The organism is Porticoccus sp. Uisw_050_02, assembly GCF_047729555.1.
Classification (GTDB): Bacteria; Pseudomonadota; Gammaproteobacteria; order Pseudomonadales; family Porticoccaceae; genus Porticoccus.
The window spans coordinates 429,127-450,218 of record NZ_CP159825.1 but is presented as its reverse complement, the minus strand read 5'-3'; the positions used below and the strand labels follow the sequence as shown (position 1 = coordinate 450,218).

Below are 21,092 nucleotides of genomic sequence, written 5' to 3'. Positions count from 1 at the left end.
AAGGCCGCCAAATAAAGACTAAAGGTTCCACGCCAGGTCTGACGGTACAATCCGCAGACCTCGAGCTTCTTAATCCGCTGAAGGAAGCTCCCGCCCCTCAATCTAATAAATAGCGCTAGTGCTTTTTGCTGAACTCATCTGATCCAAACCCAATAGCTTAATTTTTCAAAAGTCATGCAACAAAAGACTTCCATCTGCGATAGGTGCGATAAAGAAAACGTCTAATTGCACCTACACAAGAAACTTGATTTGAAATATCCAGCGCCTGCTGTAAATTGTCTGGGGTATAGCCCTCATACAAAGGGGGTGCCGCTAAGGGGGCAGCATCTTCGGCTAGTGCGTTTTTAAGGATATCTTCACTATAAAAGTCCAAATATCTGCTCCTTGCCATCTTACCGAGGTTTTTCAATGTAGCTACATTAACATGTTGAACAAAATCGCATATCTCATTTGGATTTCTCCATACCAATGCACTTTCGTAAGCCATATCAAAAGTCCCCAGCAATCTGGATGTGCAGTGACTATGAATAGCAACAGGTACACCAGCGCCCATTGCTTCTATTAGAGTGCGTGCGCCTCCATATGGAAAAGATGTAATGTATAGATCAACATGATACTCATGCAATGCTTTCCACACACTAGGAACAAAAGGAATATACACAAAATTTGATTCAGGCACCCCTAATCGACGCAAGTTACTACGAATTCGCCTCAATGCCATGGCGGTTAATCGACCAATATGAATATGCTTTCCACCAAAGGCATGCAGCAGTTCGGGTATTACATCAACGTACTGAATAAAATAAGGAACCTCAACTTTATTAAAACCAGCAGCCGTACAAGTCACTAGGTTTGAACCATATTTAAACTGCAATGACTCAGGGCGCATGCCCATATCCTTAACTGCCATAGGTAAATAACGATTACCTTTTATATCTAACTTATCTCTACAGTAATGAAAGCCCATAGGATGAATGTCAACATGGTCCGCATAACTTAAATGCACACCAAGACATAAATGATGATCGCCATGATGATAAAAATGCAATTGGTACCCAGCATCAGGTTGAACAGCTGCTACAGCAACACTATCTTGGTGATGATTGAAAAGCCATACACCAGTTGGTTTTAACGCTAAAATTTTTCGTTGTAGCCAATCAAGTTTGTCGATATATTTACCACGAGGAGCATATTCAAAGGACACATTTTGAATAGAATCGAATCGGTGCTGAATAGACTCTTGGTCAGTTAGGCCGCCAACTCCAGTGACCAATATGACGCTTCGTGTTGAAGGTGCCAAACGAATAATATCTGCAAGAACTGCCGTATGCCCCCCAGATGCTTGGAGTTTACTAACCACATAAACAACTACATTTTCTGAGTTATCAGCTTGCTTATCATTATCTGGCAACGGAAATTTACCGTTTCTCAATCTATACAAATTAACAGCACCAACTTCTTGACATAAATCATCTAGTAATTTAGAACCAAAAATTTGAGCAGTGTTAATCGGTTCGCAAAAAATTTGATCAACCAAACGATGTATCGAATACAAAGCTGCATCAAGATTACCTGCAGATACATGTGCTTTTATCTTATCTTGAAATTGAGCGATTGAATGCATGGGTGCCATGATGAAAATAAATACCTCTAAAGTAATTGGCTAGTGCATTTTTTAAGAGATATATTATCCATCAGTACATTACGTATATCATCTGGTGAATTCCACATCATGACATCTAATACTGAAAGATGTGGCTCGTATTGATATGGCTTTGTTATATATTTAAAGTCTGAGAACTCAGCAAAATATAACGCTATTTCTCTTTTTTTAAAATCTGCCACATTAAATATCTCTTTTCCACCAAGCGGATTAACATACCCACTCGCGCCTAATTTCTGACAAATATGGGGAGCCCAATCGCCAGCTTTTAAATTTAGTGGATATTCTAAATTTAAGTGAGAGCAGATTTGAAATGAGAACTTTATGTTCAAATAGTCACAAACAGCACTTAACGCACTTACATTTAAATTAACAAGTAAATCGTCAATTGCGTTATCAAATGTCCTATTAACCAATTCAAATACTTGATTAAAGTATGGTGCTTTTTTCTTATAATGCGCTAATTTAGCAAGTGTTGTTTGTTTTGCATTCTGCAAGTTTAATACCTTGGCCTCAGAAGTTTTGATTGAGATAGAAGAATTAGAAAGTGGCACTGTTACATACTGCCAGCCAGCATTAGGATGAAGTATGCGATTCCGATTCATCCATGTCTTAGGGGTATATTGTGTAATATCAAATACAACCCACTGATCAACCGCATTAATCAGTGCAAAATGCCCCAAATACGGAAAGAAATAGGGCTGCATAATCCCTAATCTCATTATTTACGCCTCTCAAAATAAGACTTTAAAGCATGGGCGTGATGATGTGCCCTATCCACAATCTCACAAATACTCTCAACTGCATCTTCATCCACTATTGCACCAACAGGCAACTGAATGCAGGCCGCGCAAAGATAATCTGTTGCAGGTAAGTTTTGATTGTATTTCGCATGGTTATATTCAATACTACGATGTGTACCTGGATAGAAATATCGTCTTGCATTCACATTTTCCGCTTTAAGCACAGCAATGAGAGAATCTCTTGATAGCCCGAAAACACTTTCATCTACCTCACAAACAATATACTGATAATTTGAAAATGTTACCCCTGCTGGTTTCACCAACTTAATGCCTGGAATATGCTTTAATTTTTTCTCATAGAGATCGAACAGCAGCTTATTTTTTTGTTGATTTTCAGGGAAGTCTTCTAAACTCATCAATGCAATAGCGGCTTGAGCTTCAGACATTCTACCATTTGACGTTTTAACCACAGGCACAGGAACACCTGCACCATAGCTACTTCTAATATTTCGCAAGCGAGCGGCTAAAAAGTCATCGTTCGTACACAAACATCCCCCTTCTGTAGCGCTTAAAACTTTAGTAGCATGGAATGAGAAAACTTCAAGGCTGCCAAAATTCGCAATGCGAGTATCGCCAACTTTACAACCAAAAGCTTGCGCAGAATCAAAATATAGCTTTAAATTACGTGACGAAGCAAATGCCTCTAAGGCCACAGGGTTGCAAGCGCCGCCCCATAAATTAACCCCCATAATACCAGTGACATCATCATCCACAAGGACATCTATCTGTTCAATTGCAATTTGATGTGTTATTGGATCAACGTCACAAAATACTGGTTCTATTCCTGTCCAACTAAGTGACTGTGCAGATGCGATAAAAGTAAACGAGGGCATTATCACTTTACCTTTTAACTCTAAGGCTTCTGCCGCCATCATCAATCCTATCGTGGCATTAGTGACACAAATAACATGTTTCACATTTAAATATGATTCAAGCTTTTTCTCTAACTCCTGAGCAAGCGGCCCTTGATTTGTATAATAATGGCGATCAAAAATTCCGCGCATTGCACTTTTGTACCGATCCCACGATGGAAAATAAAGCTGTCCAACAGGTAAAGACTTAGAAAAAACAGGCGAAGCACCTAGTATGGCAAAACTATCAATTTGTATGATTAATGTCCTCTTTTCTTTCTATATTTTTTTTAATTTCATCTTGCTTAACGTGAATAAAAGCCAGCAACTCCACAATATCATCAATATCGTCCGTGGTCACAAAATCACCACATGGTAAAAGCATAAATCGTGAAGAAATTTGATCTGTATCCTTTAATGTGGCGGGCACGAATGGGTAGCTCATAGGTTTTTGATGCAATGGTGGATAGTAATAAACTCTAGCGAGAATGTTCTCACCATTAAGCAACGCTACAGTTTTATTTCTATCTAAAGACCAATCCTCTAGTAGTTCTACAACAATATTTTTATAGCTCGTCTTATACTTCTCATCAAACTCCAATAGTCGTATGCTTGGTATCCTTGAAAGTTGCTTACGATACTGCATATAACGTTTTTTATTATCAACTACCACTTGCTCTATTACATCCAAATTAGCTAAAGCCATCGCCGCATGCACTTCATTCAGCTTAGCGTTGAGTCCTCCAGGAATAGTACAATTATCTGGTCCCTCAAACCCGAAGGTACGTAATCGTTTCAATTTATGCGTAAGCTTACTATCATTAGTTGTAATGTAGCCACCCTCAAAGCCATTCAGTAATTTACTCGCGTGCATAGAAAAACACTCTGCGTCACCAAATTTACCAACTTTCCCTATATTTTCAGATTCATACATTGACTCCACGGAGTCAAAAAGCACCGGTATTTCATGCTCAACACCCAACTGCACAATACCTTCAATATCACAACAATTTACTATAGGATGAACTGCTAATACAAGTGCAGTTTGATCGTTAATACAGGCACTGACGGTATTGCTACTTACAGCTAAAGTTTGCGGATCCACCTCACAAAACCTTGGTTTTAAGCATGCCCATGCAGCAATATCTGCCATTCTGCGATAAGTCAAAGATGGCATAATAATTTCCTGCTTTCCTTTAATGGCAAGGGAGGTCATTGCTAATGCCAGTGCCCAAAATCCACTACAAACAGTAATACAAAACTCTGCCTGATGAAATTCAGCAAGGCGTTTTTCTAACAACTGCACTAAAACACCATTATTTGTATAGAATTGTCGATTAAAAAACTGTTTCGAGTATTGTAAAAAATTATCATAATCAGGTTGCACTAAACTTGAGGTTGATTTTGGCTCACTAAGAAGCTTGCTTCCCCCAAAATATGCTAAGTCTTGCACAGATTCTTTAATTTTAATATTCATAGATTTGATAATTTATTAAATAATATTGCTATATAAACTGCTCTAACTCAGTACCTTCAATCTCATTCAAACACTCTTGAACAATTTTTGAATCTAGCTGGCCTCTCCAATTTTCTATTAGCTGAGGTTTTTTAAATACCGAGTGTTGATGATTGTCATGCTTGCTTCGAGAAAGTTTTATAAAATCTATAGTTGAATCCTGCAATGGCAGATTAAAAAAATCAAACATTTCTTCAACATAAAGTGTAGTGTTAGCCACAATATTTTCATACCTAATGATTTTATGCCTATCTGGATATTGCTCTGTTAATCTCAATGCGTTGGTCGTAACTTTCTTCCAGTCATCAAATCCCCAAAATTCACCTACTCCCACTTTTCTGCACGCACCTGACTTCCACTCTTCTAACGGATTAGCTGCACTAGGAAACTCATTTGGATTACTAAGCCAAGAATACAATGTTGCGCATGGGTGGCGGGCAACATAAATGGATCGCACTTGACTGTTCAGTTTTAAAATAAATGGCGTTAACTGATGGAATCTATTGGACTTAATCACTAAATGTGATGGTTTTTCAATCTTTTCTTGGAAAGATGGAATTAAGCCACGTTTACGAAGATGTTCCTGATCGAGAAATTCCGAGTTTGTACTATATACCGCTCTAAATAATCGCTCCCAATCTTCCGTCGTACTATTTTCGTCTAAAGAATTTTTAAATTCATATGAAAATAGAGGGCAAAACTTCAATCTTACATCAGGTGAAGATGAAAAGATTTGTGAAAGCCAAGTTGTTCCAGAACGTGGCATACCAGAAATCCATCCTACCTGTAGCTCCATACTAATTTTCTTTAGCTCCATACTCATTTTGTCAAAATAACATCATAACGATAATGTGCAGCATAATATTGTGTAGGCATTCTACGAATAGTCGCATGCCAACCAGTATGCTCAGCCAATAGAATAAACTCCTCTTGGGTGCGCCATATTCCTATGGGAGAGTCTGGATCACTAATAACAGCAGCCTCGTACGCGCGCTCCCCGTAGAATGTATCTACTAAATCTTTATCTGGGCAATTGCCAATAAAAATACGCTCTAAATTTGGGAATTTTGTATTTAACAAACTAAGCATCTGTTCCGCCGCATCAAAATCAACATACGGAAAAGATCCATAACACACCATTTTTGTGAATTTGTATGGAGTGGTTGGTGATTTACAAAAGTCCAGCGCATCTTGAAACAGATAAATTTGACTATCAGGATTAGCAAAATATGTGTTCGCAATAGATATTAGATATTCCGAAAAATCAACGCCAACACCACCACTACAAGAGTTAATTAACAAAGTGCTTAAGGCGCCGTTGCCACAACACAAATCAAGCAAAACATCATTTGACTTCAACTCTAATCCGTTCGTCACAGCATTAACAATCATGTCAATTTGCTCCTGAGAAACAGGAGTGCCATTTACTGTGCGTTTAACCTGCCCCCAAAAATCATCAGGGCTACAGTTTTTTGGATGCTCTTTATAAAAAGAAAATCGTTCTTTATTCATTCACTGGCCCTAAAATAAACTTTCTCATCACTTTTGAATGGTGCCTAAGCCCCTGCAAAGCGATATGCATCCTGTATTTAAAAGGTATTGATTTTTTGATGCTATCCATCAGCCTAGCATTTGCTGCCGCTTGATGCTCTTCAGACTTACTTGTCCAAACGCCCCGACCTGTAACACGATAGCAACTCATTACCTCTTGTATGTTATGCACTTTACAACCACTAGCAAGCATCATATGCATCAACACCACATCACCATGAGCATATTTATTTTTAAATGTAGGCGGGAGAAAAAAACCATGGCCTAAATATACATTTCTCCAAACAAGGCTAGTCGTGTGTACATAAAAAGCATATCGTTGTTTAAGTAAAATTAAATCAAGTAAATTAAATGTATGTCTATCAGGCTTAATAATACTTTCTTCCTTGGTAGTTTCATTTCGCATAACAGTATTACAGCTGCACCCAGTAAAATCCGTATTCTCATCCAAAAATGCTATTTGCTTAGCTAGCTTATCGTTAGTGGTCCAATAATCATCCCCAGCCAATAAGCACCAGTATCTGCCACGCGCATCGGGTTTATTATGATAAAAAGATTTTTTACCTGATCCTTGATTAACTCTACTTGTATAAGCTTTAATTTTATCAGGATACCTTTGAACATAATCATTCAATATCTCTGCACTTTTATCTGTGGAAGCATCATTTAAACAATAAATCATGCTTGAGTATGGCATCACTTGCATTAAAGCACTGTCTAGCGCATCTGCCAATGTCGCCTCATGATTGTAAATAGCCATTACAATGCTAATATCTTCTGGTTCAGCTAACTGTGGAATCTGAACTTTTAAAGTTAATGGTTTTGCTTTAGGTATGTTTTTCATATGCGTTTTATATTTCAAAGTATAGTTGTTTTACTTAGAAATTTTAGCGTCCAATAGATTTTCAAGCGTCTTTTTAGTGTACCAGCATGACGGGATCATGTACTAAAAATGCAAATTTTTTATTCACCTCTATCTCACAAATTTCAGTTTAATTGGCTCTTAAAACTACGCATAACATCAACTACTGTAACAATTTCTTTTTCTGTTACAGCGGATGACATAGGAATACTGAGCACCTCATTAGCCAAGGTTTCTGCAATAGGCAAATTAAATTTTGAGAACTCTGTATAACAAGCTTGCAGGTGAGGTGGGATAGGGTAATGAATAACGGTAGCTATACCCTGTTTATCTAAATAATCGCGTAAAGCATCCCTATTTTTACTGCGAATAACATATAAATGCCAGACAGGTTCGGCCCATTCAGGAACATTAGGTACTTCTAAGCCCACATTTTCTAGGTTTAGATTTTGAAGTTGTGCTGTATAACTGTTAGCCACTGCACGCCGACTCTCATTCCACTTATCAAGCACCCCAAGTTTTACCCTTAAAAATGCTGCTTGCATTTCATCCAACCTAGTGTTGTAACCAGCAACTTCATGCTTATATTTCACTTGTGACCCGTAATTGCGAAGAGTGCGGACTTTATCTGCAATGGCTTTATCATTGGTTAATATTGCACCTGCATCACCTAATGCGCCGAGGTTTTTACCTGGGTAGAAGCTGGTTGCCGCGGCGTGACCTAGCGAACCCACTCGGCGACCTTTGTAACGTGCACCTTGTGCTTGGGCAGCATCTTCAATAACAACCAAGCCATACTGCTTGGCAATTGCATTAATTGGATCCATATCTACTGGCTGACCGTATAAATGCACCGGGATAATGGCTCGCGTTCTAGGTGTAATAGCCGCAACCAAAGCATCGGGATTAATATTGTGTGTATTAATGTCTGGTTCAACTGGAACTGGTGTGGCGCCGCATTGACTCACTGCCAGCCAAGTTGCAATGAAGGTGTTTGATGGCACCAAAACTTCATCTCCAGGACCAATTTCATAAGCTCTTAGTAATAAATGAATTGCATCCAATCCATTACCTAGACCAACACAATGCTTTACTTCACTATAAGTAGCAAATTCAGATTCAAACGCCTCAACTTCAGGGCCAGTGATAAACCAGCCAGAATCAAGCACGCGCTTAAAAGCGGCTTCAAGAGGCTCACGAATTTCTTCATGAAGTCGTTTAAGATCAAGAAAAGGAACAACCATCATGCAGCTCCATGCACATCAGATATAAATTTAGAATAATCGCGATAATAATCATCTTCATCAAAATAATTTGATGCTAATACCATACATACCGCACCAGATGAAAAATTATCAATTTCTCGCCACATCATTGGGCATACATAAAGCCCATAATAATTACAATTCATGTGAATCGTTTTTTTCTCGTGCCGATCATCAAGATGAATATCAAAAGAACCCGACATGGCTATAATCAATTGGTGTAATGCTTTGTGTGCGTGCCCACCGCGCTCTGACCCGCCAGGAACGTCATAAAGGTAATACACACGTTTAATATCAAAAGGAACATGACGCCCTCCGCCCTCTATAAAAGTCAGGTTTCCTCTTGGATCATTTATTCTTGGTAAGTCAATTATTTTGCAGTGTTCAATCATAACTCTACCTTCCGTCTAATCTGCTGTATCTGGCACATATATTTCAGCTTCACCATTTATAACAGTTTTGCCTTTTACCTTGCATATTGTTTTAAAAAACACTCTTGATTTTTCTTTGTCAATTTTAAAAATCTCAACTGAAGCTTTAACCGTATCGCCAATATACACTGGCCTCCTAAAATTCAAGTTCTGTGAAACGTAAACACAACCATATCCTGGCAACTTGGTTCCAAACAATGCCGAAAAAAAACCAGCACTCAAGAGTCCGTGAGCAATTCTTTTCTTAAATCTAGATGTTTCCGCATATTCTTCGCTCATGTGCACAGGATTATTATCTCCCGATAAACCTGCAAATGCCTTTATATCCGCATCAGTAATAGTTTGTTCATAACTTTCTATCATGCCAATTTCAAGACGTTCAATTTGACTATTTATCATTTTCATTACTCCACATATTCACAACATCTTCAGGGTATCCCCTAAAGAAATGCGCTGTCCATGGATATGCTGGACGCCGAGTTCCATCTTGCAGTCTAATTTTAGTTGTACTGCAAACTTTCTCCGCAGGAGAACCCATATATAACATATTTGGCTCAGCATCTGATTTTAAAGATGAATGCGCTGCAATGAGTGCACCTGAGCCAATTTTTACACCAGGTGAAATAACACTCATTGTTGCTATAACGGCATAACTACCAACCGTAACGCCTTTTAGAACATTACTTGGAGGATGTGGATCATTTGTGAGTACTACATATGGAAATATCCAAACAAAATTTTCAATAACTGACATTTTTCCAATATGGACATTTGAATGGAATCGCACAAAATCACCAATAACACAATCGCCTTGTATATCTCCTAGAGTTCCTATTTGTAAATTCTTTCCTGCTCTTGTGTCTTCGCGCACAGTTACGCGATGCCCGGTAATTAAACCAGCACCAAAGCTAGAAGATTCATAAAAAATAGAATGTGAGCGAATAGTGGCGTTTTCTCCAAAAACCAAAGGGGATCCATCGCCAAGTGCTGTCTTAATACCTATCTCACAATATGCTCCAATTTCACAACCGGTAGGAATCACTACATTTTCATGAATAATACTAAATGGCCCCACTCTAACGTCATCAGCAATTTTGGCTAGTGGATGAACAATTGCTGTACTATGAACATATTGCCTCATTGTCAACTTCCTTATTTTATTGATGCCATCAAATCATTCAAATCAACACTAAAGTCAGCATGGACATCATCTCTACTATTTTGGGTAACGCCTAACACATAAGTCACCCGATTATCCACTGTACAAGCCATATTCTGCCAATACCCATAACTTGTATCCTTTAATTCTGAAATTAAAATAATAATTTTTGTTTCTGGTTTACAAAAAATCAAGTTTGCAAAAGCCGCACCAGTTGCACCAACAATCATATCTGCATTAGAAAAAATGGTCACCTGCTCAACAAAGCTTAATTTTTCTGGCTCTATTACCATAAAACCTTGTGTAATCAATGCGCTTTGAATTTCGTCCGTATTACTTACATTTCTATAAGTAGAATTACGTTTAATCCATATTTTTTTATGCGTTACATTAGCTTCTGTATTGGATGATAGCGTAGCGACTTTACTTTTAATTAAATCACGCATACCTAACAATACTGATGGGCTAAAAATACCATGCGAATGATCAGAGAAATGATTAGTATGCGGTCTGCGCCCAAATGGCACATAACCGCATGAAGAAACCACTTGCAAAGATTTCACCTGCAATGGCTCCCCTTTTTCTAAACCTATCAGTTGTGCGTCTTCACCTACGACCATTTCTAATGCTTGCATTAAATTGATATGTAATTCATAGTCAATTATTAAGGGGGTGGCTTTGTTGGGATGCGATTGCGTATAAACAAAAACTTTGGGTAGAAGTTCTGTCATAAAGTGTGCGTAATTTGTACTCACTGCATCAGTGAATAAAGCCCCTTGATCTATTGTCATATCTGTTTCAATGCTAGAAAGCCGAGTAACTAACTGCTTTTTTGCATTAACATATAAGCGCCCATGTAGCTCTTCACTCGTATAATCATGGCTGATGCGAAAAAGATTGTGCCCAATAATCGCTTGATTAGTGTGCACAAAATTGCTGGAGCCTATCACCATAGCATCAGCTATCGTTGTAACAAATATCTCAGGAAACTCATAGCTTGCTGATATTTTAATGTTACTTGATTTCTCATTAGGATAAACACTTGGCTTACCTAGCGAAACTTTTTGTTTTGGATGCACCAACAACCGATTATGAACAATCGCAGTGAGTTGCTTAAATTTTAAAGGCTTAAATTTTAAATGAATAAATTTAATTAAGTGCTTCCAACCCCATATCGCTGTCTTACGAATGGGAGCATACTGGCGCAAACGCCGCAAATAAAACTTGCCTATAGTGCTTCTTCTAAATAAATTTAAAACACTTACATCATCAGCTTGTGAAGCACCGTGCTGACCATGAGCAACACGGTGTACTTGAATCATTTATTTTTACCTGATTGTAAATAATGATCGATCACTATATTTGATTCGCCATCTTCTTTAATCTGTCCATGATCCATCCAGATGACTCGGTTACAAAAGGTTCTTAGTAATATTGGGTTATGTGAAACGAGCACCATGATTTTAGATTGATCAACGATGTGCTTCATTCTATCTGTGGCTTTTTGCACAAAGCCTGCATCTCCGCCAGCAAACATTTCATCAAGTATAAGCACTTCTGGTTGTACGGCTGTTGCTAAAGAAAATGCTAACCTAAGGTACATTCCAGTAGAGTAATATTTAACTGGCGTATCAATAAAATCTTCAAGCTCTGCAAAAGCAATAATCTCGGGTTCTAATATTTTTAATTGATCTTTGCTATATCCAAGTATGGTGCCATTTAAATAAATATTTTCTCTTCCTGTAAATTCAGGATGAAAGCCTGCGCCGATTTCAAGTAATGGGGCTACGCGCCCACTAACACTTACATGGCCTGTAGATGGTTCATAAATTCTACATAATGCTTTTAATAACGTGCTTTTACCTGCGCCATTGCGCCCTACAATACCAACACGCTCACCTTGTTTAATATCAAAAGAAACATTTTTTACCGCAAAAAAATCTGAAAAACCAGATTTTTTTTGGGATTTAAAGAATCCAGAAATATAGTCTTTTAACGACGGGGAACGGTCATGATAAATATGAAACTTGATAGATAAATTATTAACAGAAATTTTTGACATTATGTTCACAGCCTAAAGACAACTTTCTTTTCGTATCGGATAAATATAGTCACACCAAAAGCCATTGATAACACCGCAAAAAATATTGCATTTGTGATTACTGGCAACGAGGGAAGCACTGTTTCTACCAAAGGTGCCCTAAAGAGCTCTATATAAGATGCTACTGGGTTCATGGTAACTAGCCAAGCAATTTTACCAGCCAGCATCTGTTTGTTGTATAAAATAGGTGTAAGGAAAAACAACGCTTGCATTGCAACTGTCATGATGTATTGCAAGTCTCGGAAAAACACTGTTGCAACAGAAACAATAAGCGCTAAACCAAAAGCAAAGAAAAATAGTAGCATAAAGGCAATTGGCAAGAAGATAAGAGACCAAGACAAAGCCCCCCCTAACAAAATTATTATTAAAAACAATGCAATAAACGATAAGAAGCTATCAATTAGCATCCCTAACGACACACTTAATGGAAATAGCAATTTAGGGAGATATATCTTCTTGATTAGACTCTCGTTACTGATAAACGCAGAACTAGATTGCACTACTGCTGAATTAAAAAAATTCCACGGTATCATTCCCGCGAATAAAAATATGGCAAAAGTTTTTAGTTCTACTTTAAAAAGACTCGCAAAAACAATTGCAGTCACTGACATCATCAGCAATGGGTTAATTAAGGTCCACAAATAGCCTAAAGCTGTGCGGCGATAACGCAATATCAATTGTTGCCGCACTAATTGTCGTAAAACTGGCGCAAACTTTTGCAACTCCAGCCAATGCATATAAATAGTTTTAATCATAATTTTTATTAAATCAGCTCAATACGCTTGTAAATCAGGCGCTGTGTCAAAGTGGAGCCCACAAATACCATGATGCACTATTACTTTTTCCACCTGTTGCACACAAGTACTTAAAGATTCAGCACCCGTACTTAAATGTAGCTCTGGTGCTTCAGGTGCTTGATATGGGGATGAGATGCCTGTGAATTCTGCAATTTTACCAGCGCGGGCTTTTTTGTATAGACCTTTTACATCCCGTGTTTCACATACCTCGATAGGCGCGTCGCAATAAATTTCGATAAAGTCACCGCGCTCGACCATGCCGCGCACACGTTCACGCTCGGCACGATAAGGTGATATAAATGCAGTTAAAACTATTATACCCGCCTCCATAAAAAGTTTGGCCATTTCACCAATGCGTCTTATGTTTTCTTGTCGATCTTTTTCAGAAAAGCCCAAGTCACCACATAGCCCATGGCGTACATTGTCACCATCTAATACAATGGTTTTGCAGCCCTGTTGATGCAGGGTCTCTTCAACTGCATGTGCAAGTGTAGATTTACCCGAACCTGATAAGCCAGTAAACCAGATAATTGCACCACGATGACCGTTTTGCCCTTCACGCCGCGCACGGGTGACGGTGGCATTATGCCAAACAACGTTAGCTGAGGTTTGTTCTGTCAGATTAGAGGACATCCGCAAACCCTTTTCTGGTTTTTTGGAATAAAGCATAACCCGCCCAAGCTAAACCCATGGCCGAACCTTTGTAGCGACCGACGACTTCACACTTAGTCATTTGCACAATGAGCTGGCGGTTGCGCCAAAGACTCTTAGCCAAGACTACGAATGATGTGGGTTGAGCTGCATGCGGGTTAATTGTTGTTGATGCGTGGGTCATGCAAAGTGTTCCTCTGTTGCTAAAGTTTTGGCTTGTTGATCTTTTGCGGACAAGATGGGTTCACCGTTAATCGGCCATTTTATATCCATAGTAGGGTCATTCCAAATAATACTGCGCTCAAATTCTGAGGCATAGTAATCGGTCGTTTTATATAGGAACTCTGCGGTATCCGAGAGCACCAAGAATCCATGCGCAAAACCTTCAGGCACCCATATTTGTTTATTATTGTCGGCAGATAAGACTTCACCCACCCACCTGCCAAAGGTAGGTGAACTTTTGCGAATATCCACTGCTACGTCGAACACTTCACCTTGCACCACACGCACCAACTTACCCTGAACCTGCTGAATCTGGTAGTGCAAACCTCGCAATACATTTTTAGCTGACTTACTGTGATTATCCTGCACAAACTTAACTTGCCTGCCGATAGCTGCCTCAAACTTCGCATGGCTAAAGCTTTCAAAAAAGAAGCCACGCTCATCACCAAATACTTTAGGCTCTATTAGGAACACATCTGGAATGGCTGTCGGGGTGATATTCAAGGCTAAAACCCTTCTTTAAGCAGGCGCTGTAAGTATTGTCCGTAGCCATTTTTAGAAAGTGGCTGCGCCAGTTTTTCCAATTGCTCGGCGTTAATAAAGCCATTGCGGTAGGCGATTTCTTCAGGACACGACACTTTTAAGCCTTGTCTATGCTCGATGGTTTGAATAAAATTACTCGCTTCAATTAAGCTCTCATGGGTGCCTGTGTCTAGCCAAGCATAGCCACGACCCATGACCTCTACTGTGAGCTGTTGATTCTCAAGGTAAATACGGTTCAAGTCAGTAATTTCTAACTCACCACGAGCCGAGGGTTTAAGGTTGGCGGCCATGTCTACCACCTGGTTGTCATAAAAATACAGCCCCGTCACCGCATAATTGCTTTTAGGGATTGTAGGTTTTTCTTCCAAAGTGGTCGCCCTGCCGTTCTTATCAAAACTTACCACACCATAGCGCTCAGGGTCTTGCACGTGATAGGCAAACACCGTTGCGCCCTGATCTTGCGTCATGGCTTTTTCAAGTTGGGGTTGCAAATCATGGCCATAAAAAATATTATCGCCCAGCACTAAGGCACTAGGGTCGTTGCCAATAAAATCTTTACCAATAATAAACGCTTGAGCGAGGCCATCAGGGCTCGGCTGTACCGCATACTGCAGGTTAAGGCCCCATTCGCTACCATCGCCAAGAAGCCGCTCGTAGAGTGGGATATCTTGTGGCGTAGATATAATTAAAATATCCCGCATTCCCGCCAACATCAACGTGCTCAGCGGATAATAAACCATCGGCTTGTCGTAAATGGGTAGCAGCTGCTTGGAGACCACCTTTGTCACAGGATAGAGCCGGGTGCCGGAGCCACCTGCGAGGATAATACCTTTGCGTTGTGTCATTATTATTTTCCCAGAGATTCATTAAGCATGCGACTGACGCCAGTTTGCCAGTGCGGCAATTTAAGATCAAAGGTATTCTGCAGCCTTGTGGTATCTAAGCGTGAATTCATTGGGCGTTTGGCAACCGTTGGGAAGGCGCTGGTGGGCACAGCCTGAATTGCCTCTGGTGACACCTTAATCTCAACACCCGCCTGACGTGCGCAGTCAATGACGAAGCTTGCATATGCGTGCCAGGAGGTTTGACCGCCGGCGGTGAGGTGATAGAGCCCAGCGACCTCAGGCCGTTGCATTGCCGTACGGATAGCGTGGGCGGTAACGTCGGCCAATAAATCAGCGCCTGTGGGGGCGCCGACCTGATCATCGATGACCTTGAGACTGTCACGTTCCTGCGCCAGCTTAAGCATGGTTTTGGCAAAGTTACCGCCACGCGCCGCATACACCCAGCTAGTACGAAGTATCAGGTGCCTGCAGGCAGCTGAACGGATAGCCTCCTCACCTGCCAGCTTCGTTTTTCCGTAGACGCTTAAGGGGTCGGTCATGTCGACTTCCAGCCACGGCCTGTCGCCACCCCCATCAAACACATAGTCCGTTGAATAATGCACAAGCCATGCACCTAGGCGTTCAGCTTCCTGCGCCAAAACACCTGGCGCAAGTGCATTAATAGTGCGGGCTAATTCTGGCTCACTTTCAGCCTTATCAACCGCAGTATGCGCCGCCGCATTCACGATCACATCCGGCGCAACGTCACGAATAGATTCGGCAAGTCCGCCAAGGTTAGTGAAGTCACCACAAAATTCTTGGCTATCGAAATCAAGCGCGATTAAATCACCTAATGGTGCGAGACTGCGCTGCAACTCCCAGCCCACTTGACCATTTTTACCGAAGAGGAGGATCGTAATTGGCTTCACTCAACTCGTTCCACATAATTTTTTTCGAGCCAGTCACGGTAGCTACCGGAGAGGACGTTATTCACCCAGTCTTGATGCTCAAGGTACCAGACCACCGTCTTGCGAATCCCTGTCTCGAAGGTTTCCGTAGGCTTCCAGCCGAGCTCACGCTCGATCTTAACCGCGTCGATCGCGTAACGCCTGTCGTGGCCAGGTCGGTCGGTCACATAGGTCACTTGCTCGAGGTAGCTTTTGCCATCCGCACGCGGGTTCATCTCGTCAAGAAGCGCACAGACACGCTGCACGATCTCGATGTTCGGTTTCTCGTTCCAGCCACCGACGTTGTAGACCTCACCCAGCTTACCTGCCTCGAGGACACGGCGGATCGCACTGCAGTGATCCTTAACATAGAGCCAGTCACGGATTTGCTGGCCGTCACCGTACACGGGCAATGGCTTGCCAGCCTGGGCGTTGACGATCATGAGCGGAATCAATTTTTCTGGGAAGTGGTGCGGCCCGTAGTTGTTCGAGCAGTTGGTCGTTAGCACGGGCAAGCCGTAGGTGTGATGGTAGGCTCGTACCAGATGGTCGGAGGCTGCCTTGGAGGCTGAGTATGGGCTGTTAGGCTGATACCTATTTTCTTCAGTGAATGCAGGGCCATCCTGACCTAGTGAACCGTAGACCTCGTCGGTCGAGACATGCAGAAAACGGAAGCTGGACTTAGCATCTTCACCCAAGGCACCCCAGTAGGCCCGAACTGACTCGAGTAAATGACATGTGCCAACAACGTTGGTTTGAACGAAGTCCTCGGGACCGTGGATAGAGCGGTCGACGTGGCTCTCGGCTGCGAAGTTGACCACAGCACGAGGTTTATACTTGTTAAGGAGTTCAGGAACTAGCTTGATATCGCCAATATCGCCGCGAACAAAAATGTGGCGCGGGTCGTTCTCGAGGGAAGACAGATTGGCAAGGTTGCCTGCATAAGTCAGCAGGTCAAGGTTGACCACAGACTCGTCACAGAGAGCGAGCCAATCCAACAAAAAATTGGAGCCAATAAAACCTGCACCACCAGTGATGAGAATCATAATGCCGAGACTTTCATTAGTTTTAAAATATATTCAGTCGCCATTTTATATCGATTAAAATAAAAGTCTAAATAGACTAGAAAAAAAATTAAAACCCCTAGTCGATAGTACAGTCACTGAATATAACATATATAATAATTAATTTTTGTATGTTGCGGGTAAAAACGCGCACCTAAACCCGCAACAGGAAACATGGCCTTGGTAATTTTTTGCATGAATAACCAACCTTTTTTATGCAGTACTGACTGACTGCATTAAGCTAAAAAAATATATCTTAATTGGTAATCTGAAATCAATAAACTAATTAATCAATAAAAAAGGCCCTTTCAGGCCTTTTTTATTGATTAGCAATGTCAATGGTATTTGCTTATCTGTCTTCCCTAAAGATAAATTTAGGCTTGAAGATATAAGCCATCGAAGGCATTAAGAACAATGCACTCAGTGCTGATACACATAACCATAGCCCAATCAACATTCCCATTTCTGCTTGGAAGCGAAGAGAGGAGAACAACCATACACCGACACTAGCAATCAATACAAAGGCCGTTACCAGCACGCCGCGTCCAGCACAATGCAAAGACAGGCTGATTGCTTCAGGAACAGACTTACCAGAGTCAAATTCCATCTTCATACGGTCACAAATGTACAGCGCATAGTCGACGCCTAAGCCAATTCCTAATGCGGCTACAGGAACAGTATTGATATTCATACCGATATTCTGCCAAGCCATGAATGCAAAGGTAACCATGTTCGCTAGCACTACAGGAACCATGAAGAACATACCTGCAATACTTGAACGATAAACAAGGATACACATCATCACAAGAATGAAGAGCGCAAGTGCGATTGACTGGATTTGACCAGATAGAATCACTTCGTTAACCGCTGCAATTACACCGATTGTCCCGCCAGCTAGGCTAAAATTAACATCTGGATTAGACGCTTGGAATTTCTTAACCCTTGCAACGGCAGTCTGAATAGTAGGTCCACGACGATCCGCAAAGAACATAGTGATCGATGCATTCATGCGATTCACATCTGTAAAGCGGTTAAGGTCGCCAGGTTCAGCGGCCCTTTCGTACATATAGATTAACTCAGCATTATTGGTTGTAGTGGAACCCAGCTCTGTGTATCTAAAGTTACCCTCACGAAGGGTTTCATTCACAGAGGGAAGAATGTCCGAGAGCGAAATACTTCCGCCGATTTCATCTTGCTGCTCCATATAACGCTGGAAGCGCAACATAGTATCCAAAACATGGACATTTTTGATCTGATTCTTTTCTTCACGACCAACAACAACAAACATCCGATCAGCACCAGGAAACTGGGTGTTAATCTTAGCGGAGTCATCATTATACAAGTGAGATGGCCACAAAATCGGTGATCCAGGATTCGCATCGCCAATAGTTAAGTCAACCGCCCGATAAGTACATCCAATGAACACTACTGCCGCAATTGTGACGACAACATACCTAGCTTTTGTTGATGCAATACTTACACAAAAACTAAGAAAAGGGCGAATGATCAACTTATCAAGATTTAACGGGTGAGCGTAAGCCTTTGGTTTTTTAACATACGACAACAGGATAGGAGTAAGTACGATGGAGCTTACTGCAACCGTTCCAACCCAAACTACTGCAAGCACTACTAGTTTTTGTAGTAGAGGTATAGGGCTAATAGCAACAACAGTCACACAACCTGCATCCGTACCAATGCCTAATAATCCAGGTCTCAACAAGTCTTTCAATGTTACCTTGGCAGCGGTATAGGAATCAGCATTATCCCCTTGATTCTCGATCTCCTCATGGAAGCGAGTGATCATTTGAACGGAATGGGATACCGCTCTTGCCGTAATAAGCATGGCTACTACGACCACTAGTGGGTCAAAGTGTATTCCGACTATTTGTGCTACGCCTAAGGCCCAGATTGCACTGATGGCACCCGCCAATAATGGCAAAAGCGTACCGCGCCAGGTCCTGTTAATCAAAAACAAAAGGATTAGGAATATTAATCCAGCGTAAGTAACCAGCTCCATAGTTTCAGGCAGAAAATGATCTACCCAACCATAAAGAATAGGGTTACCTACCAGAGAAATATCTACTGCATCATTATCGAGTCTTCTTACAAGCTCGTAGGCTTGCTTATAGACAAGATTAGGGTCAAGCAAGCTATCAAAGAAATCTACTGTGATCAGCGTCGCAGAAAGATCTTTTGAAACATAAGGCCCATACACTAGAGGACTACGTAGGATAGCCTCTTTAATACGGTCAATATCCGCTTGGGTTTCTGGAAGGTGTGGCCACATATACGGGAAGCTTTGAATTCCCTCCGTTGAAGCACGCACTTCTTTCAGCTTCTTACCAGCAATTGAGTAAATCTGGAACTCATTAATGGCATCAACCTTGTACAATCCATTCGTCAATGCATGAATCTGCTCAAGGACGGGCATCTGAAAGATATCACCTTCTGTCGACTGAATCATGAAGGTGATAATACTTGTCCCACCAAAAGTCTTCTTAAACTCTTCGTGAATTTTAATATAAGGATGGGTTCCAGGTTGCAGGTCCTCGAAGACCGTCTTTACATCTATGCGTACTGCAAATGTAGCAAGAATAGCAGTCAAGGCAAGCACTGTTGCCAAAACTATTTTTCTTTGCTTTATACAGAAAAGTGCGAAATTCTCTAACATTCTATTCTCCAACAATCCAATTTAGCCCGAATAGGCAGACCCAAGCAGTTAATTTTTTATTAATCGTGCAAAAGAGTCCACTCGCGAGTTTTCAAATCTAGCGAACCTACTGTTGCGCCGACCGCTAAGCCTTTGTCACCGACAATAACCATCTCCGAGTGAGATGTGTAGTCAGTAGCGGATATATTCATTGGCTCGAAATCGGTAAGGTCGCTGGTAAATGTCATCCATTTACCCTTATTGCCGATGGCAACCCATCTATCGATTGCATCAGACCATTGCACATCCATCATATGCTCTGTCATGCCTGATTGCTGTGGAGCTATATAAGTCCATGTTTCCCCAGCATCTCTAGTACTGACAGTTACGCCAGCTAGGCCCACGATAGTGATTTCATCATTATTTTTTGCATCGATAGCACCGAAGCTGTTGGGGCTATCAGACTGAATCTCTTCCCATGCAACTCCATCATCACGCGTAATAAAGATACGCCCAAATTCAGCAGCAACGTAATAGGTGCCGTCAGGTGTCTTAACAACATCATTCATAAAGATATCATCTAGCTCGCAACCACATTCAGCCTTAAGTCTAGCCCAGGTCTTGCCGTAATCTTTTGAGCGTAAAACTGCACCCATTTCACCAACAGTGACAGCTTCACCGCCTGCATAGGTATGCACTTTTAGTAATTTGTTTGCTATATCAGATTTTGGTGAATCAACGGTTGTCCAATTTTCTCCGCCATCTTCTGTGACGACAATGACGCCGTCATTACCAACTGCAACCGCACGATTTGGTTCATCTTTCCATGCAGAAATATCTTGAAAGTGGACCATAGTAGTTGAGTCTTGCACCTTCCAAGAAACTCCGTTATCGGCAGATGAAAGCATAAGCCCGTAATTGCCCGCAGCTAACCAGTTCTGATCGCCTTGGTGAGCCAAGCCGTACACTCTGTCTCTAACATTAATCGAAGCCGGAACTACTTCATTAATAATTACCGTAGGCTTAACGAACAGTCCTGCATACAGCAGCGTTCCAACAATTGCCCAAGGCATAATTCCTATAATTGTGAGTACAAACCGTTCTAATCCAGTTTTCTCGTGTACAGCAGCGTTCATAAAACCCCCAAAAATAAACATACATGACATTCGAATGAAGTCATAAAAATTCTGTA

21 protein-coding genes are annotated in these 21,092 nt (G+C 41.1%); all 21 read right to left on the bottom strand.

Going from position 1 to position 21,092, the window contains the following annotated elements:
• Positions 1–172: 172 nt before the first annotated feature.
• Positions 173–1,633, bottom strand: coding sequence for a hypothetical protein (locus tag ABXT41_RS02130; protein ID WP_415391192.1), 1,461 nt, complete (start codon positions 1,631–1,633; stop codon positions 173–175).
• Positions 1,634–1,650: 17 nt separating this feature from the next.
• Complete coding sequence (locus tag ABXT41_RS02125) at positions 1,651–2,385, bottom strand: WbqC family protein (RefSeq protein ID WP_415391191.1); 735 nt, start codon at positions 2,383–2,385, stop codon at positions 1,651–1,653.
• Positions 2,385–3,470, bottom strand: coding sequence for a DegT/DnrJ/EryC1/StrS family aminotransferase (locus tag ABXT41_RS02120; RefSeq protein WP_415391190.1), 1,086 nt, complete (start codon positions 3,468–3,470; stop codon positions 2,385–2,387). Before ABXT41_RS02120 ends, ABXT41_RS02125 begins: the two co-directional genes overlap by 1 nt.
• 94 nt (positions 3,471–3,564) lie before the next feature.
• Positions 3,565–4,794 carry an aminotransferase class I/II-fold pyridoxal phosphate-dependent enzyme gene (locus ABXT41_RS02115; protein ID WP_415391189.1) on the bottom strand — a complete coding sequence of 410 codons (1,230 nt, stop codon included), beginning with the start codon at positions 4,792–4,794 and terminating at the stop codon, positions 3,565–3,567.
• Between the two features lie 28 nt (positions 4,795–4,822).
• Positions 4,823–5,629 (bottom strand): sulfotransferase family protein, encoded by an 807-nt coding sequence (locus tag ABXT41_RS02110; protein WP_415391188.1) that lies wholly within the window; start codon positions 5,627–5,629, stop codon positions 4,823–4,825.
• 23 nt (positions 5,630–5,652) lie between these two features.
• Complete coding sequence (locus ABXT41_RS02105; protein ID WP_415391187.1) at positions 5,653–6,345, bottom strand: class I SAM-dependent methyltransferase; 693 nt, start codon at positions 6,343–6,345, stop codon at positions 5,653–5,655.
• Complete coding sequence (locus ABXT41_RS02100) at positions 6,338–7,228, bottom strand: glycosyltransferase family 2 protein (protein WP_415391186.1); 891 nt, start codon at positions 7,226–7,228, stop codon at positions 6,338–6,340. Before ABXT41_RS02100 ends, ABXT41_RS02105 begins: the two co-directional genes overlap by 8 nt.
• A 143-nt stretch (positions 7,229–7,371) precedes the next feature.
• Entirely contained in the window at positions 7,372–8,493 is a 1,122-nt protein-coding gene (locus tag ABXT41_RS02095; RefSeq protein ID WP_415391185.1) for a DegT/DnrJ/EryC1/StrS family aminotransferase, read from the bottom strand.
• Positions 8,490–8,903, bottom strand: a complete 414-nt coding sequence (locus tag ABXT41_RS02090; protein ID WP_415391184.1) for a sugar 3,4-ketoisomerase — start codon at positions 8,901–8,903, stop codon at positions 8,490–8,492. Before ABXT41_RS02090 ends, ABXT41_RS02095 begins: the two co-directional genes overlap by 4 nt.
• A gap of 15 nt (positions 8,904–8,918) precedes the next feature.
• Positions 8,919–9,341 (bottom strand): MaoC family dehydratase, encoded by a 423-nt coding sequence (locus tag ABXT41_RS02085; RefSeq protein ID WP_415391183.1) that lies wholly within the window; start codon positions 9,339–9,341, stop codon positions 8,919–8,921.
• Positions 9,331–10,083 (bottom strand): N-acetyltransferase, encoded by a 753-nt coding sequence (locus ABXT41_RS02080; protein ID WP_415391182.1) that lies wholly within the window; start codon positions 10,081–10,083, stop codon positions 9,331–9,333. The genes ABXT41_RS02085 and ABXT41_RS02080 overlap by 11 nt, the downstream gene beginning before the upstream one ends.
• An 11-nt stretch (positions 10,084–10,094) precedes the next feature.
• The gene (locus ABXT41_RS02075) at positions 10,095–11,423 is read right to left on the bottom strand and encodes a glycosyltransferase family 61 protein (RefSeq protein WP_415391181.1); all 1,329 of its coding nucleotides are present in this window, start codon (positions 11,421–11,423) and stop codon (positions 10,095–10,097) included.
• A complete protein-coding gene (locus ABXT41_RS02070) occupies positions 11,420–12,163 on the bottom strand; it encodes an ABC transporter ATP-binding protein (RefSeq protein ID WP_415391180.1) in 744 nt (247 codons plus the stop codon). The genes ABXT41_RS02075 and ABXT41_RS02070 overlap by 4 nt, the downstream gene beginning before the upstream one ends.
• A 5-nt stretch (positions 12,164–12,168) precedes the next feature.
• Positions 12,169–12,957 (bottom strand): ABC transporter permease, encoded by a 789-nt coding sequence (locus ABXT41_RS02065; RefSeq protein ID WP_415391179.1) that lies wholly within the window; start codon positions 12,955–12,957, stop codon positions 12,169–12,171.
• Positions 12,958–12,975: 18 nt separating this feature from the next.
• A complete protein-coding gene (gene cysC, locus ABXT41_RS02060; protein WP_415391438.1) occupies positions 12,976–13,632 on the bottom strand; it encodes an adenylyl-sulfate kinase in 657 nt (218 codons plus the stop codon).
• A 198-nt stretch (positions 13,633–13,830) separates the two neighbouring features.
• Complete coding sequence (rfbC, locus tag ABXT41_RS02055; RefSeq protein ID WP_415391178.1) at positions 13,831–14,376, bottom strand: dTDP-4-dehydrorhamnose 3,5-epimerase; 546 nt, start codon at positions 14,374–14,376, stop codon at positions 13,831–13,833.
• 2 nt (positions 14,377–14,378) lie between these two features.
• Entirely contained in the window at positions 14,379–15,260 is an 882-nt protein-coding gene (gene rfbA / locus ABXT41_RS02050) for a glucose-1-phosphate thymidylyltransferase RfbA (protein ID WP_415391177.1), read from the bottom strand.
• A gap of 2 nt (positions 15,261–15,262) precedes the next feature.
• Positions 15,263–16,168 (bottom strand): dTDP-4-dehydrorhamnose reductase, encoded by a 906-nt coding sequence (gene rfbD, locus ABXT41_RS02045; protein WP_415391176.1) that lies wholly within the window; start codon positions 16,166–16,168, stop codon positions 15,263–15,265.
• Positions 16,165–17,232 carry a dTDP-glucose 4,6-dehydratase gene (gene rfbB / locus ABXT41_RS02040; RefSeq protein ID WP_415391175.1) on the bottom strand — a complete coding sequence of 356 codons (1,068 nt, stop codon included), beginning with the start codon at positions 17,230–17,232 and terminating at the stop codon, positions 16,165–16,167. The genes rfbD and rfbB overlap by 4 nt, the downstream gene beginning before the upstream one ends.
• 367 nt (positions 17,233–17,599) lie before the next feature.
• On the bottom strand, positions 17,600–19,921 hold the full coding sequence (locus ABXT41_RS02035; protein WP_415391174.1) for an efflux RND transporter permease subunit: 2,322 nt from the start codon (positions 19,919–19,921) through the stop codon (positions 17,600–17,602).
• Between the two features lie 59 nt (positions 19,922–19,980).
• Positions 19,981–21,036 carry a WD40/YVTN/BNR-like repeat-containing protein gene (locus ABXT41_RS02030; RefSeq protein ID WP_415391173.1) on the bottom strand — a complete coding sequence of 352 codons (1,056 nt, stop codon included), beginning with the start codon at positions 21,034–21,036 and terminating at the stop codon, positions 19,981–19,983.
• Positions 21,037–21,092 lie beyond the last annotated feature (56 nt).